12 protein-coding genes are annotated in these 14,121 nt (G+C 61.3%); all 12 read right to left on the bottom strand.

Going from position 1 to position 14,121, the window contains the following annotated elements; translation table 11 throughout:
• A partial coding sequence (locus tag BLP96_RS19335; RefSeq protein WP_143005154.1) for an FAD-binding oxidoreductase occupies positions 1 to 356 on the bottom strand: 356 nt, incomplete at its 3' end.
• Between the two features lie 90 nt (positions 357 to 446).
• Entirely contained in the window at positions 447 to 1,244 is a 798-nt protein-coding gene (gene fabG, locus BLP96_RS19330) for a 3-oxoacyl-ACP reductase FabG (protein WP_089689169.1), read from the bottom strand.
• 3 nt (positions 1,245 to 1,247) lie between these two features.
• Complete coding sequence (locus tag BLP96_RS19325; RefSeq protein ID WP_089689168.1) at positions 1,248 to 1,952, bottom strand: ABC transporter ATP-binding protein; 705 nt, start codon at positions 1,950 to 1,952, stop codon at positions 1,248 to 1,250.
• A complete protein-coding gene (locus BLP96_RS19320) occupies positions 1,936 to 3,720 on the bottom strand; it encodes a branched-chain amino acid ABC transporter ATP-binding protein/permease (RefSeq protein ID WP_218118646.1) in 1,785 nt (594 codons plus the stop codon). The genes BLP96_RS19325 and BLP96_RS19320 overlap by 17 nt, the downstream gene beginning before the upstream one ends.
• An 82-nt stretch (positions 3,721 to 3,802) precedes the next feature.
• Entirely contained in the window at positions 3,803 to 4,684 is an 882-nt protein-coding gene (locus BLP96_RS19315; RefSeq protein ID WP_089689166.1) for a branched-chain amino acid ABC transporter permease, read from the bottom strand.
• Between the two features lie 18 nt (positions 4,685 to 4,702).
• Complete coding sequence (locus BLP96_RS19310; protein WP_089689170.1) at positions 4,703 to 5,926, bottom strand: ABC transporter substrate-binding protein; 1,224 nt, start codon at positions 5,924 to 5,926, stop codon at positions 4,703 to 4,705.
• Positions 5,927 to 5,964: 38 nt separating this feature from the next.
• Positions 5,965 to 7,680: an acetolactate synthase catalytic subunit gene (locus BLP96_RS19305; protein ID WP_218118645.1), complete on the bottom strand. Its 1,716-nt coding sequence runs from the start codon at positions 7,678 to 7,680 to the stop codon at positions 5,965 to 5,967.
• 11 nt (positions 7,681 to 7,691) lie between these two features.
• A complete protein-coding gene (locus tag BLP96_RS19300; RefSeq protein WP_089689164.1) occupies positions 7,692 to 8,696 on the bottom strand; it encodes an NAD(P)H-quinone oxidoreductase in 1,005 nt (334 codons plus the stop codon).
• A gap of 144 nt (positions 8,697 to 8,840) precedes the next feature.
• Positions 8,841 to 10,433, bottom strand: a complete 1,593-nt coding sequence (locus BLP96_RS19295) for a GMC family oxidoreductase (RefSeq protein ID WP_089689163.1) — start codon at positions 10,431 to 10,433, stop codon at positions 8,841 to 8,843.
• 45 nt (positions 10,434 to 10,478) lie between these two features.
• The gene (locus BLP96_RS19290) at positions 10,479 to 11,267 is read right to left on the bottom strand and encodes a shikimate dehydrogenase family protein (RefSeq protein ID WP_089689162.1); all 789 of its coding nucleotides are present in this window, start codon (positions 11,265 to 11,267) and stop codon (positions 10,479 to 10,481) included.
• Between the two features lies 1 nt (position 11,268).
• Positions 11,269 to 12,711, bottom strand: coding sequence for an aldehyde dehydrogenase family protein (locus BLP96_RS19285; protein WP_089689161.1), 1,443 nt, complete (start codon positions 12,709 to 12,711; stop codon positions 11,269 to 11,271).
• A gap of 194 nt (positions 12,712 to 12,905) precedes the next feature.
• Positions 12,906 to 13,943, bottom strand: coding sequence for a LacI family DNA-binding transcriptional regulator (locus BLP96_RS19280; protein ID WP_089689160.1), 1,038 nt, complete (start codon positions 13,941 to 13,943; stop codon positions 12,906 to 12,908).
• Positions 13,944 to 14,121: the final 178 nt, after the last annotated feature.

Here is a 14,121-nt window from a genome sequence, read left to right as displayed (position 1 = left end):
TCGATGTCGAGGATGGCGTTCATGTGCCGCGAGACGTCCACCACCAGGCCGTCGGTGAGCGACTGGCCGTTGGTGCCGGTGCCGCCGCCGCGCGGGGCGAGCACCACCTGGCGGTGTTCCACCTGGCCGGCGAGGTGGGCGATGCGCGCCAGGTCGTCGGCGTGTTTGGGGTAGAGCACCGCCTGGGGCAGGCGCTGGTAGATGGAGTTGTCGGTGGCGAGCACCGTGCGGTTGGCGTAGTCGGGGGCGATCTCGCCCGCGAAGCCGGCGTCGGTCAGCGCCTCGAGGAAGCGCAGGTAGGGAGCGGCGAGGCGCGTGGCCGGGTCGGTGTGGGCCGTGTCCAGTCTGGCGATCATGGTATCTCGGGGAAAAAAGCCCAGCACGAAGCTGGGCAAGGGGAAACACGACATCGCAGTCGCTCGTGCTAGATCGTCCGCAAGGCGGCATCAAGTCATGTAAAGCCCACCGGCGACATCGATGGTCTGCCCCGTGACGAAACTCGACTCGTCCGACGTCAGGTACAGCGCCAGGTCCGCGACTTCATCCGGCTTGCCCAGGCGACCGAGCGGAGTCAGGCGAACCTGCTCATCGTTGATGGCGGCATCCACCGCAAGCACCATCGGCGTCTCGATCCGCCCCGGGGCAATCGCATTGACGCGAATGTCGTAAGGCCCCAGTTCGGCGGCCAGGTGCTTGGTGAAGCCGATGATGGCCGACTTGGTCGCCGCATAATGGCATGCCACCACCGGCGAGTGGGTCTTGCCGGCAACGGAGGACATGTTGACGATATGGCCCCGCCGCGCACGACGCATGCCATCACCCACCGCGCGGATGGTATTGAAGGCCCCCGTCAGATTGACCCCCACCACCCGATTCCACTCTTCCGGCGCCATGTCACAGACGGAGGCCGGCAGGCCGCCATGCTTGGGAGATATCCCGGCATTGTTGACCACGCTATCGACGGGGGCGCCAAAGTGGGCTTCCGCCTCTCTCACGCCGCGTTCGACCGCGGCGTAATCGGAAACGTCGACCGACAACGGATAGGCATCGCCTCTTCCCGCTTCCCGGATGGCATTGCACACCTCCTGGGCGCTATCGGCCGACCAGTCCATGACCGAGACATTGGCACCACGCGACGCAAACGCCATGGCAATGGCCCTGCCAATGCCGGCGCCGCCGCCGGTGACGAGTACATGTCTACCGGCATGGCTGGGTCGATAGCGTAAGGAACTCTCTAGAGCCATGTCTCAAATCCCCAGATATGCTTTTCGAATGTGGTCATCGCCCATCAGTTCTTCCGCCTGGCCATCCATCACGATTCTTCCGTTCTCGATGACGTAGGCCCTGTCGGCGACCTTGAGCGTCTGATACACGTTCTGTTCGACGATCAACACCGTCGTGCCGCTCTCGGCAATCCGCTTGACCACCTCGAAGACCTGGGAGACGACGATCGGCGCCAGCCCCAGGGAGGGCTCATCGAACATCATCAGCTTGGGACAGGCCATCATCCCACGCGCGATGGCAACCATCTGCTGCTCACCGCCCGACAGCGATTCCGCCTGCTGATGAAGGCGCTCCTTCACGCGGGGAAACAGCGTCAGCACCTCTTCCAGTCGCTGGTCGTATCGAGACTTTGCCGCCGGACGATAAGCGCCCATCTGGATGTTCTCGAGCACGGTCATTTCCGGAAAGAGCTGACGCGCCTCGGGGATCAGCGTGATCCCGCGATTCACCACCTGATGCGCCGGCAAGTGGGTAATGTCCTCGCCTTCGAAGGTGATGCTCCCGGCGGAGGCTTCGATCAAGCCGGACACCGTTCTCAGGGTGGTCGTCTTGCCGGCACCGTTGCCCCCCACGATGGTGACGACTTCACCTTCGCTCACCTCCAGCGAGACATCGTGCAGGATCGTGGTAGCACCATAGCCGGCCGTCACATTATTCAGTCGAAGCATCGGACGCCTCCTTGCCGAGATAGGCCTCAATGACAGCCTCGTTCTTCACCACTTCCTCCGGCTTGCCTTGCGCGAGAATCTCGCCGGAACTGATCACGATCACGCGGTCCGAGAGCTCCATGACAGCCTGCATCACGTGCTCGATGGCAATGATGCTGATGCCGCTGTTACGAATCACCTTGATCAGTTCGATGGCTTCCCTGAGGTCGGCGGGGTTGATGCCGGCCATTACCTCATCCAAGAGCAGGATGCGCGGACGCATCGCCATGACACGGGCCACCTCGAGGCGCTTGAGACCGCCAATGGGAAGATTTCTGGCCTCTTCGTCCAGGAAGCGATACAGCCCGAGCTCGTAGGCGATCTCACGTGCCGCCTTGCGACACTCCTCCACCGAGCGGAAGCGATGGAAGGCACCCACCATGATGTTCTCTTCCACCGTCATGGCCGCGAAAGGCTGAACGATCTGGAAGGTCCGGCCGACACCGCTCCTGGCAAAGGCACCGGGCGTTTTCGGAGAAACGAAGTGGCCGTCCTCGCCGAGCACCGCAACCGAGCCGGAGTCGGCACGCAAGAAGCCGGAAATCATGTTGAAGACCGTCGTCTTGCCGGCCCCGTTGGGCCCGATGATGCCCAGCACTTCTCCCTTGTGCAGGTCGAAGGAGACATCGTTGGTGACGTGCAGGCCACCGAAGTGCTTGTCGAGATGTTCGACCTTGAGCACCACGTCGCCGATCGGCGGGCGCGCGGGCTTCCTTATGTCGTCCAGGTGAACGTGATCGACGGGGCTCTCGACGCTGGTGTCGAAGCGGCGAACCCGGGAAGTCGGCAGGTAGCGCTGGATGAAGCTCATGATGCCATCCGGCATGAACAGCACCACCAGGACCAGCACGACCCCGTACACGAACCCATGCAGACCGATGGCACTGGAACCCAGCCAGCCGCGCGCCAGCTCCGTGATGGGCACCAGCAGAATCGTGCCGTAGAGCGGACCGAAAACGGTGCCCAGCCCACCCACCAGGGCGAACAGGACGATCTGGATGGAAAACGTCAGATTGAAAGCCGATTCGGGCTCGATGAACGTCAGGTACGAACCATGGAAAGTCCCGAGCATGGCCGTGAGGCCGGCGGAAATCGCCGCCGCATACAACCGCACATGCACGGTGCGAATCGCGGCTCCCCTGGCGGCCGACTCACGCTCGCGGGTGGCAATCAACTGGAAACCCAGCTTGCTGCGGCGGATCGCCCAGGCAACGGCGAGGGCAAACGACATCAACCCGAATACGATCACCAGCGAAGGCAGCCGCTCCGTGAAGATCATGGTGCTCCAGCCCATTTCGAGGGGCACCATCACGCCATTGGCGCCGCCCGTCAGGCCGACCCAGTTCAGCGAAATGACATGAAAGACCTCCAGAAAAGCAATGGAGGCAAGAGCATAGAACGGCCCATGCAGCTTGAAGCAGGGGTAGCTGATGGCGACCGCCACCCCGGCAGCCAGAATGGCCCCGACGAACATGCTGATCCAGGGAGAAACGCCCGCGTTGAGCATCAGCATTCCCGTGTAGGCGCCGATGCCGTAATAGATGGCGTGCCCTAGCGAGAGCTGCCCCGCATAGCCGCCCACGATGTTCCAGGCGGTCGACAGCCCGGCAAACAGACAGATGGTGATGAAGATATGGTAGATGTAATCATCGCCGACACCTATCGGGATGAGAATCAAGCTGGCCAGGGTAATGAAGAACAGTATCTTCTTGTTGAGAAACCATTGCATACCGCCCCCATGACTCCTCGCCGGTGCAGAGGATATCGTCTTATCGTTCATGACACTTTCTCCGGTGACGCCACAGCGTTTCTCAAGACACGTGTGCCAGTTTTCTTGCCTTGCCGAACAGCCCGGACGGGCGGAATATCAGGATCAGCAGGAAGATACCGAACACCGCGACATCCTTCAGTGACGACCCCAGATAGAAACCGGCAAAAGAATCCACGAGGCCAATGATCAAGGCGGCAAAGAAAGCCCCAGTGATGCTACCCAATCCCCCCATGACGACGATCACGAAAGCAATCAGGACGAAGCTTTGCCCCGTTTGGGCATTGACGGGATACAACGGAGACAGCAGAACGGCAGCGACACCGACGCAAGCGATACCGATACCGAATGTCACCATATTGATGCGCGACACATTGATGCCCATCAGCTGCGCTGCGTTGCGGTTCTGAGCGGTGGCTCGAATGGCACGCCCCATCTGCGTCCGTGTCAGGAACAAATGCAGCCCACCCACCATGAAGATGGAGCACAGCATGATGACGACCTGTCCTGTCAGCACCGTTGCCGGCCCCAGACCCAGAGCATGGCGCATGCCGCTGGACGGCGTATTGAAATTGTCGGAACCCGCGATCATCAACACCAGGTTTATCATGGCGATCGACAGGCCGACCGTTGCAAATATCTGGATGTGCTCATCCGAATCCTTGAGCGGTTCTATCAGGAATTTCTGAACGAAAATACCCAACACGAACAACAAGGGAATGATGAAGACCAGCGTCAAATAGGGGTGAATGCCGAGATAGGTCGTGATGATGTAAGTCAACATCATCCCTATCATCATGAATTCGCCATGAGCAAAGTTGATAACCTTCGTTATGCCAAAGATCAGCGTCAAACCGACGCTGACCATGGCATAAAGGCTACCAAGCATTAACCCATTGACGACAAGGCTAATAATTAATTCCATTTGGTAACCTCGGGGTTATTATTGGCTAGTCCGCATGTCGGCAACGCTGGCGCCTTCCGGATAAACGGTAACCAACTCGCCATCCTGCCATTGCATACCCATCATGCTGGCACGCTCGTTCTGGTTGTTCTCGCCGATCTTGATGCCGATACCGGCTGCCGTTCCACCAACGGGGACATCCATCGCCAGCACGGCTTCCTTGATCTCATCGGCGGAGAACCCGCTACCCGCGTCGATGGCACGCAGCAGTTCCAGGGCCCCGGCATAGTTCATCAGGGAGTGGCCAGAACGGGGAGATTCCTCGTACTTCTCTTCATAGGAAGCCACGAAGTCCTCGATGCCGGGAGCGAATTCCGGGTCGATGTTGTACTGGGTGAAGTCGACATCGTAGACACCGTCGATCACATCGTGCCCCACTGCCTCGGCAGTCGGCGTCATCGAGTAGCCACCGCCGCCGCCGATGATCGCCTTGGGACGATAATCGCGCTCGTTGGCCTGGCGAAGGAACAGAACCGAATCGTCCTGATAGGAGGTCTGCAGAACGACGTCGACCTCTTCTTCCTGCAATGAAAGCACGATGGAAGACATATCCACGGATGACGCCGGATAATGCTCTTCCATCACGATGTTGAGGCCATGCTCTTCGGCAAACGCGCGCTGGTGTTTGCCCACCGACGAGCCGTAGTTGGAATCCTCATGGATGATGCCGATGCGCAGCTCGGTCGGGTCGACGCCGAGCTCGGGAGCGATGCCTTCGACCAGCATCTCGATGATGGTCTCGGCCATGTGATAGGCAGTCGGGTTGGTACGGAATACGTAGTTCAGCCCGCGCTCAGTGACATCGTCGGCGACGGCCCCCAGCTCGAAGTAAGGTACCTTGCTCATTTCGGCCACCTGGGAGGCAGCGATGGAGCGTGAAGAGGCATAGGTACCGAAGATCGCCTTGACGTCTTCGCGAGAGATCAGCCGGCGAGCTTCGCCGATCGCCTGGTTGTTGTCCACGGCATCGCCCGTCTCGAGCACGACGGTCTCGCCCTGGACGCCGCCATTCGCATTGATCTGATCGACTGCCAGCTCCAGGCCGCGATAGCTTTCTTCACCGAGAAGAGCCAGTCCGCCGCTCAGTGGATAGAGCGCTCCGAACTTCACCTCGGCAAAGGCAGGGGCTGAGATACCGCCGAGCAGGGCTGTCGCAACGACGCTGCTGATGACAGTGCGGCGGAATTTGTGATTGTATTTCATGGTCATATGCTCCTGATCATTACTGTATGTTTAGCTTTTTATTGGTTACCGTTCGGTAACGTTTCGCTACCTTGAAAGCTCGTGATTGGCGGATATGCATCTGGATCTATCATGACTTCCAGCAACGTGGGTACTTTCTCGTCAATGGCCCTCCTCAGCTCAACCAAATAGTCGTCAGGATGCGTAATCCTGACACCTCGCACCCCGCAGGCATTGGCAATGCCTGCATGGTCTACGTGAGAAAAATGACAGATATCGGTGTAGTCCCCGTGAAGCACCAGTTCGGAGTGCATCTGATAGCCAAGCGTCTGGTTATTGAGCACCGTGATGATAACCGGTAGCTGCATGCGCACCGCCGTTTCCATTTCGGCCCAGACGTGTCCAAAGCCTCCATCACCGGTGACACAGTGCACCGTCGCATCCGGCATCGCCGCTTTCGCTCCCAGGGCAAAGGGCAAGCCCCAGCCGAGACCCGCCAGTCCTCTGGGGGTCAAGAAACGCCGCCCGGGTTTCCTGGCCGTCAGGAAGTTCGCCACCCAGATCGAGGAGTAGCTGGCATCCGCCACCACCAGGCTGTTGCCATCCAGGCAGCCATCCAGGTCGTGCAGGATGCGCTCCGGCCGAATCGGCGTGGCGGAAAGCGTCACTGCCTCGGCCAGGCGCCGGTCGAAGGCGGCATGCTCGTGAGCGATTCGCTCGGACACCGTCGCCGACCAGCTCTGCATGGCCGACAGATCGCGCTCGCCCAGCGCCTGCGTCAGGGCCCCAAGGGTCAACTTGGCATCGCCGACCAGACGCGTGGCCTCATAGTTGCGGCCGACTTCCAGCCCATCGACATCGATGTGGATGTAAGTCGCTCCCTCGGGGTAGAGGCTCCAGCTGTCGGTGCCGTTCTGGTTGGTCCGGTTGCCCACCAGCAGGACGAGATCGGCCTCCTCGACCACGAAGCGCAGGCGTTCCGTGCGACTGCGCGCCGCCATGAAGTAACCCACCACGCCGACGGACATCGGCGAGGTCTCATCGACCGCGCCCTTGCCCATCACAGTGGTGGCCACCGGCACTCCCAGGTTCTGAAGCGCTTCCACTTCCGCGTAAGCGCCGGCGGTATGCACACCACCGCCCACGATGGCGACCGGCCTGCGCGACGACGCGATCAGATCGGCCGCGCCGGCAATCGCGCCCGGGTCCGCCAGCGTCCTGTCCAATGGGTAGCGACCGTACCGATTGCGGCGTGGGGAAACCGCAGCCTCCTCCCCGGCCGGCTCGTCGATGATGTCCACCGGCACCAGCAGAACCACCGGTCCCGGCCTGCCCGAGGCGGCCTCGACGAAAGCCATGTCGATGGCGTCATCCACGCGATCGGCCGACTCGATGCGGCGAGTCGACTTGGCCACCCCGGAAAACAGACGGAAGTGATCGAGTTCCTGGAACGCATTCCTGTCGCGACTGCGTACGGCCACGTCCTGCACCAGGGCCACCACGGGAATGGAAGCCTTGAAGGCTTCGGCGAGGCCGGGCACGAGCAGTGCGGCAGCCGGGCCGTTCTGCGCCGCAACGACCGCCACCTTGCCGGAAACCCGCGCATAGGCATCCGCCATTGCCGCTCCGGCATTCTCGGTGCGATACCCCACCTGGCGTATGCCCCGTGCGGTGGCCGCCAGGAATACCTTCGACGGAATGCTCTGGCCGAAGATCTCGCTGACACCGTGACGCTCCAGCGCATCGACGATGCCATCGGCAACGATCCTGCCCATGACGCCCCCTGTCATTCGAAAGTCAGCACGATCTTGCCGATGTGGTCCGCATCCATTCGGCGATGCGCCTCCACCACATCGTCGATGGCGAAGGTGGAGTCGATAACCGGCAGGCAGCGCCCCTCCTCCCACAGCGGCATGACGCGGGCCTCGAGATCCTCGGCAATGTCCTGCTTCTGCTCGATGGAGCGCGCTCGCAGCGTCGACCCGGTCAGCCACAGCTTCTTGGCCAGCAACAGCCAGGCATTGATGGTCGACTCGGGCCCCTTCATCACGGCGATCTGCACGATGCGCCCCTCGTCGGCGGCCACCTCCATATTGCGGTTGAGGTAGTCGCCACCGACCATGTCGATGGTCAAATCGACGCCACGACCACCGGTGATCTCTTTCACCGCCGCCACGAAATCCTGGGTCTTGTAGTTGACCGCATGGGCCGCACCCAGCTCGAGGCACTGCTGGCATTTTTCGTCGCTTCCCGCCGTCGCGATCACGTTCGCGCCGAAAGCCTTGGCGAGCTGTATGGCCGTCGTGCCGATCCCTGAGGTTCCGCCATGCACCAGGAACGTCTCGCCTTCCTCGAGGCCGCCGCGCTGAAAGACGTTGGTCCACACCGTGAAGAAGGTTTCGGGAACCGCCGCTGCCTGCACCAGGGACATCGTCGCCGGAACGGGCAGCGCATTGCGCTCGTCCACTACCGCATACTCGGCATATCCGCCGCTGGCCACCAGCGCCATCACGGCATCGCCGACCGAGTAACGAGACACCTCGCTGCCCGCCTCTACCACGCGACCGCTGATCTCCAGCCCCAGCACGTCGGTCGCGCCAGGCGGTGGCGGATACCCCCCCATGCGCTGCATCACATCGGGGCGATTGACACCGGCACCGGCCACCTTGACGAGAATTTCGCGTGGGCCCGGTACCGGAATTTCGCCCTCGACGACGCTCAGCACATCGGGACCGCCCGGCTGCCGAGCCGTGACTTGCTTCATCGTTTTCGTCTGCGTGCTGCGGGTCATGAGTCCTCCACTGTATTGTCGTGTCCAGCTAGCGTTTCATGGCGGATTAGGTCACGAAACACAAAAATGAAGCGCTTCATTTTATGCTTTGAAAATAACACCACTCGGCGTTACCACAAGCACTTTCATCGTCATACTTTGTGCTCATTCAGCCCTGCCACGAATCAGGTCGGCTGCCTTTTCGGCCACCATCATCACGGCGCCCTGGGTATTACCCGACACCATCGCCGGCATCACGGAAGCATCGGCAATCGACAGTTTTTCCACGCCCTTTACCAGCAGGTTCGGGGTTACGACCGCGTCATCGCCGTCACCCATCCTGCAGGTCCCAATCGGGTGGTAAATGGTTTGCCCATTCTCCCGGGCGAACTCCAGCCACTCCTCGTCGGTTTGCACTTCCTTGCCCGGAGACATTTCATGCGACACGAACTGCTGCATGGCTGGCTGCTCGACGATTCTACGAGCCACCTTCATGCCATCCACCAGTGTCTGGCAGTCCTTTTCCGTCGCCAGCATGTTGGGCTTTATCGACGGAGCCGCCGCCGGATCGGCACTTTCGACATGAATGCTACCCTTCGATGTCGGGCGCAATTGCGTGACGCCGATCGTCATTCCAGGCTGCCGATCCAGAACGCGAGTCGCCGCATTGGCGTAGCTGGCATGCACGAAGAAGAATTGGACGTCTGGCGAACTCAGCGTCGGCCGCGTCTTGACGAATCCGTGAACCAGACCCGTACCGAGGGTCAGTATGCCCTTGTGACTGGTGAAGTACTTCACCACTTCTTTGGTCAGCCGCAGCCCGCGTGACATCTCATTGAGCGTGACGGTGTTGCGCACTCGCCAATTCATGCGCGTGGCATAGTGATCGATGTAATTCTCGCCGACGCCGGCCAGCTCGATCCTGGGTTCGATGCCGACCTTCGACAATACGTCGGGATTGCCGATGCCGGACAGCTCCAGGATCTGAGGATTCTGGACGGCTCCCGCACACAGGACGACCTCGCGGGCCGCCGCCACGGTTTCACGCTTTCCGTCACGCTCGTAGGTCACGCCGGTGCAGCGGCTTCCATCGAGCTCGATGCGCAGCACTCGGCTGCCGGTCGACACCGTCAGGTTGCTGCGCGCCATCGCCGGTTTCAGGTAGCCGTCCACGACGCTCCAGCGCTGGCCGTTGCGCTGCGTGACCTGGTAATAGCCGACCCCTTCCTGATCCGCTGCGTTGTAATCCTCGTTGAACGGCTGACCATCCTCGGCGGCCGCTGCCAGGAACGCATCGGAAATGGGGAACCGTTCCTTGACGCGCTCCAGGTACATCGGGCCCGACTTGCCCCGGGACGCTCCGCCTTCGGCGAAGTTTTCCAGCTTCCTGAAGTAAGGCTCGACATCCCGCCAGCTCCAGCCGGCGGCACCTTCGTCGAGCCACCGGTCGTAGTCGTTCGGCTGGCCGCGTACGTAGATCATGCCGTTGATCAGGGTGGAACCGCCCAGCCCCTTGCCGCGCGGGATGGCGATCACCCGCTCCTTGGTGCCGGCCTCCGGGCACGACTCGAAGCGCCAGTTATAGGTCCCGTTGGTCAACAGCTTGCTGAACCCCGCCGGAATCTTGATCCAAGGGCTCCGTGGTGGCCCGCCGGCCTCCAGCAGCAGCACGCTGTACTTGCCATCCTCCGTCAGGCGGTTCGCCAGTATGCAACCCGCCGTTCCACCGCCCACGATGACGTAATCGTATTTACCCATTGCGCCAGGCTTCCCGTTCCCGCTTGTCGAGTGATCGCAGCATGCTCACAGCCCCATCGTCTCGGCCATGAGCTTGAGCTGATTCTTGAGCATGGGAAGCCCATACTGAACGGTGCAGCCCTTGCTCTTGGCGGCTTTCAGCAGCGCTGTCTCCGCGGGTTCCATGATGATCTCGGCAACGATCTGCTCTTGCGTCAGGCCCTCGACGTCCAGCGGCAGCGGATCCCCCTCCTTCAGCCCCAGCGAGGTGGCATTGATGACGAGATCGTGGCCTTTGGGGTCGCGCCCGCCCAGGCTCACGGGCAGGGCCGGGTAGGCCTCAGCGAGTCGTTTCCTCAGCGCTTCGGCTTTCTCCTGGGTGCGGTTGGCCAGGGTCAGGCGGCTGACCCCCGCCTCGGCCAAGGCATAGGCGATGGCGCTGGCCGCCCCGCCGGCGCCAACCAGATAGGCCGAGCGTCCTTCGGGCTCGATGCCCTCTTCGCGAAGCCCCGCCACGAACCCCTTGCCATCGAGAATAGCGCCATGCAGCTTGCCATCGGCGCTACGCCGAATGACGTTGACCGCCTCCATGCGCGCAGCATCGTCGCTGAGCTCGTCGCACAGCTTCGCCACGGCTGTCTTGTGCGGCACGGTGATCACGAAACCGGCCAGGTTCTGCATGGCCAGGAAGCCATTCACCACTGAAATGAGATCCTTGCTCGAGACATGCACCGGCACCATGACGGCATCCTTGCCCGTCTCCTCGCACAGGCGGTTGATTCCCTGCGGCGTTTTCACATGGTGAATCGGGTCTGCGATGATGGCGCAAATTTTCGTTTTTCCAGTGATTTCCACATCAAACTCCCTGAGCCAGCGTGTAACTCGTCTTCACGTTGGTAAAGAATTCCTTGGCGTAACTGCCCTGCTCTCTCGGTCCATGGCTCGACCCCTTGCGCCCCCCGAAAGGCACGTGATAATCGACGCCTGCCGTTGGCAAATTGACCATCACCATGCCCGCGCTGGAGTGACGCTTGAAGTGCGTGGCACGCGCCAACGACTGCGTGCAGATACCGGACGACAAGCCATAAACGGTGTCATTCGCCAGCGCCAGTGCATGCTCGTAGTCATCGGCTTCGATCACCGTTGCCACAGGGCCGAAGACCTCTTCACGATTGATCGGCATGTCGTTACGGGTCTGCGAGAACAGCGCCGGGGTCAGATAATAGCCTGGCGTTTCCAGCGACAGGCGCTCGCCCCCCGCCTCGAGCCGGCAACCCGCGCGCTTGGCCGCCTCGATGTAGCTCAGGTCCTGATCCAGTTGCGCCTGAGAAGCGACCGGCCCGATCTGGGTATCGGGATGCAGAGCGTTGCCCACCGTCAGAGCCTGGGTGGCCTCGCGCATGCGCTCGACGAAACGGTCGTGAATGCCTTTCTCGACGATCAGACGGCTCGAACTCGTGCAGCGCTGACCGGTGGAGAAGAAGGCGCCATTGATGGCCGTAGAAACCGCCAGTTCCAGATCGGCATCGTCGAGCACCACCAGCGGGTTCTTGCCGCCCATTTCCAGTTGGAACTTCGCGCCGCGAACGGCGCACTCCGCGGCTATCCGCCTTCCCGTATCCGAAGAGCCCGTAAAGGTGATCGCATCGACTTTCGGCGAGGTGACCAGCGCATTGCCCACCTTGGAGCCGGGCCCCATCACCAGGTTGAACACGCCCTTGGGAAGCCCACCGACTTCATCGACGATGCTGGCCAGCGCCCAGGCGCAGCCGGGCACCAGATCGGCGGGCTTGAACACCACGCTGTTGCCATACGCCAAGGCCGGGGCAATCTTCCAGGCGGGAATCGCAATCGGAAAATTCCACGGCGTAATGATCCCCACCACGCCAACGGGCTCGCGCGACACCTCGACGCTGACGCCAGGGCGCACCGAGGGCAAAAATTCACCGCCGAAGCGGATGGCCTCGCCGGCGAAGAACTTGAAGACTCGCCCGGCACGGGTGACCTCACCGATCGACTCGGCCAGCGCCTTGCCCTCTTCGCGGGCCAACAGCTCGCCCAGACGCTCCTTGTCGGCGAGAATACGGTCGCCGATCCGGTCGAGCGCATCGGCACGCGCCTCGGACGTCCATGTGGCCCACGTCTCGAGGGCGTCGCTGGCGGCATCGATCGCCTGGCGAGCCTGAGCGTCATCGCCGCGGGCATATTCGCCCACCACGTCGCGCGTGTCGGAAGGGTTCAGGTTGCGATTGACTTCGCCAGCGCCGACCCACTCGCCATTGATGTAGTTCTCATGCATCCCGTTATCGTCCTCATCGAGGGGTTCACCGCGTTCCCGCAGCATCCGCTGCCGAAAATGAAGCGCTTCAAGTTCTTCGCCAAAAAAATGAAGCGCTTCATTCCAGGCTTCAAAAAAAAGGTGTCAGTCACCTTCGATTCGATTTGCGTAAGGAATAGCAGATGGAAGACGGCCGTCGATATTAGCCTTTGGTCTCATCCAGCCGCTTCGCCATCCCTCAAGTCCCTCAGGCTCTCACGCTCGACGATCATCGTCTCCAGCTCGAGCGCTTCGACCGGCGCCTCGTTATCGATGATCGCGACGATGGTTCGCGCCACCTCGACCCCGATGTCGTGCATCGGCACCCTCACCGTGGTCAAGCCGGGGGACATGGCACTGGCGAATTCGATGTCGTCGAACCCCGTGATCGACAATCTGCCGGGAACGTCGATACCGCTCAACTGGCACTGATGCATGGCACCGATGGCATGCAGGTCGGTACCGCAGATCAACACCGTCGGCAGTTCCCCAGCCGCCAGCAATCGCTTGATCGCCTCCCGCCCGCCATCGAGCGAGAATGGCGTTTCGATGAGCCACGCCGGCTCGATGTCGATATTCGCTTCTTCGAGCGCTGCCAGAAAGCCCGCGCGACGCTGCCGAGAGCGCTCGTTTCCCTCTGCCGGACCGCCGCAAAGCGCTACCTTTCGATGCCCCTTGGCGATCACGTGCTTGGCGATTTCATAGGCCGCCTGCCGGTTCGAGAAGCCGATGGTGTGCGGGTAATTCGTCTCGTCCGTCGACCACATCATCAGATAGGGGACGTCATAGGTCTCGAGCATCCGAAACACCGCATCGTCATGGTCGGTGCCCACCAGAATCACGCCATCGACACCGCTCTCGACCAAGGCCTGGAGAACCTTGACCTCGCGCTTCTGGTTGTACTCGTGGCTGCCGATGACCAGTTGGTAGCCCATTTCCAACAGGCTTTGCTGCAAGGAATCGATCGAATTGGAGAACATCGGGTTCTTCAGCGTCGGATACACCACCGCCACCCGCCAGGTTCTTCGAGAGGCCAACGAACGAGCCACGCCATTGCGCACATAGCCCATCCTGGCCACGGCATCCAACACCTTGTTCAACGTGGCCGGCCTGACTTTTTCAGGAGACGACAGCGCCTTGGACGCACTACCCAGGGAAACCCCGGCTTCCCTGGCAACGTCCTCCAGGGTGACTTTCTTGCGTATCTTCGGCATTCCCATACCTTAGTCTAGCGAATGGTCTTTGTTATCGTCGGTCGCTCTCACGCCACCCAGCACCAACAGCAGATCCTCTCGAGCTTTGATCTTACCCAGCAATCGTGGACACCGATCTAAGCGATCACTCGGGCCTCGAAGGCCTCTGGGCTGATCATCCCAATCGCACTGTGCCGGC

This window comes from Billgrantia gudaonensis (assembly GCF_900100195.1).
Lineage (GTDB): Bacteria > Pseudomonadota > Gammaproteobacteria > Pseudomonadales > Halomonadaceae > Halomonas > Halomonas gudaonensis.
This window is presented reverse-complemented; position numbering and strand designations above follow the sequence as displayed.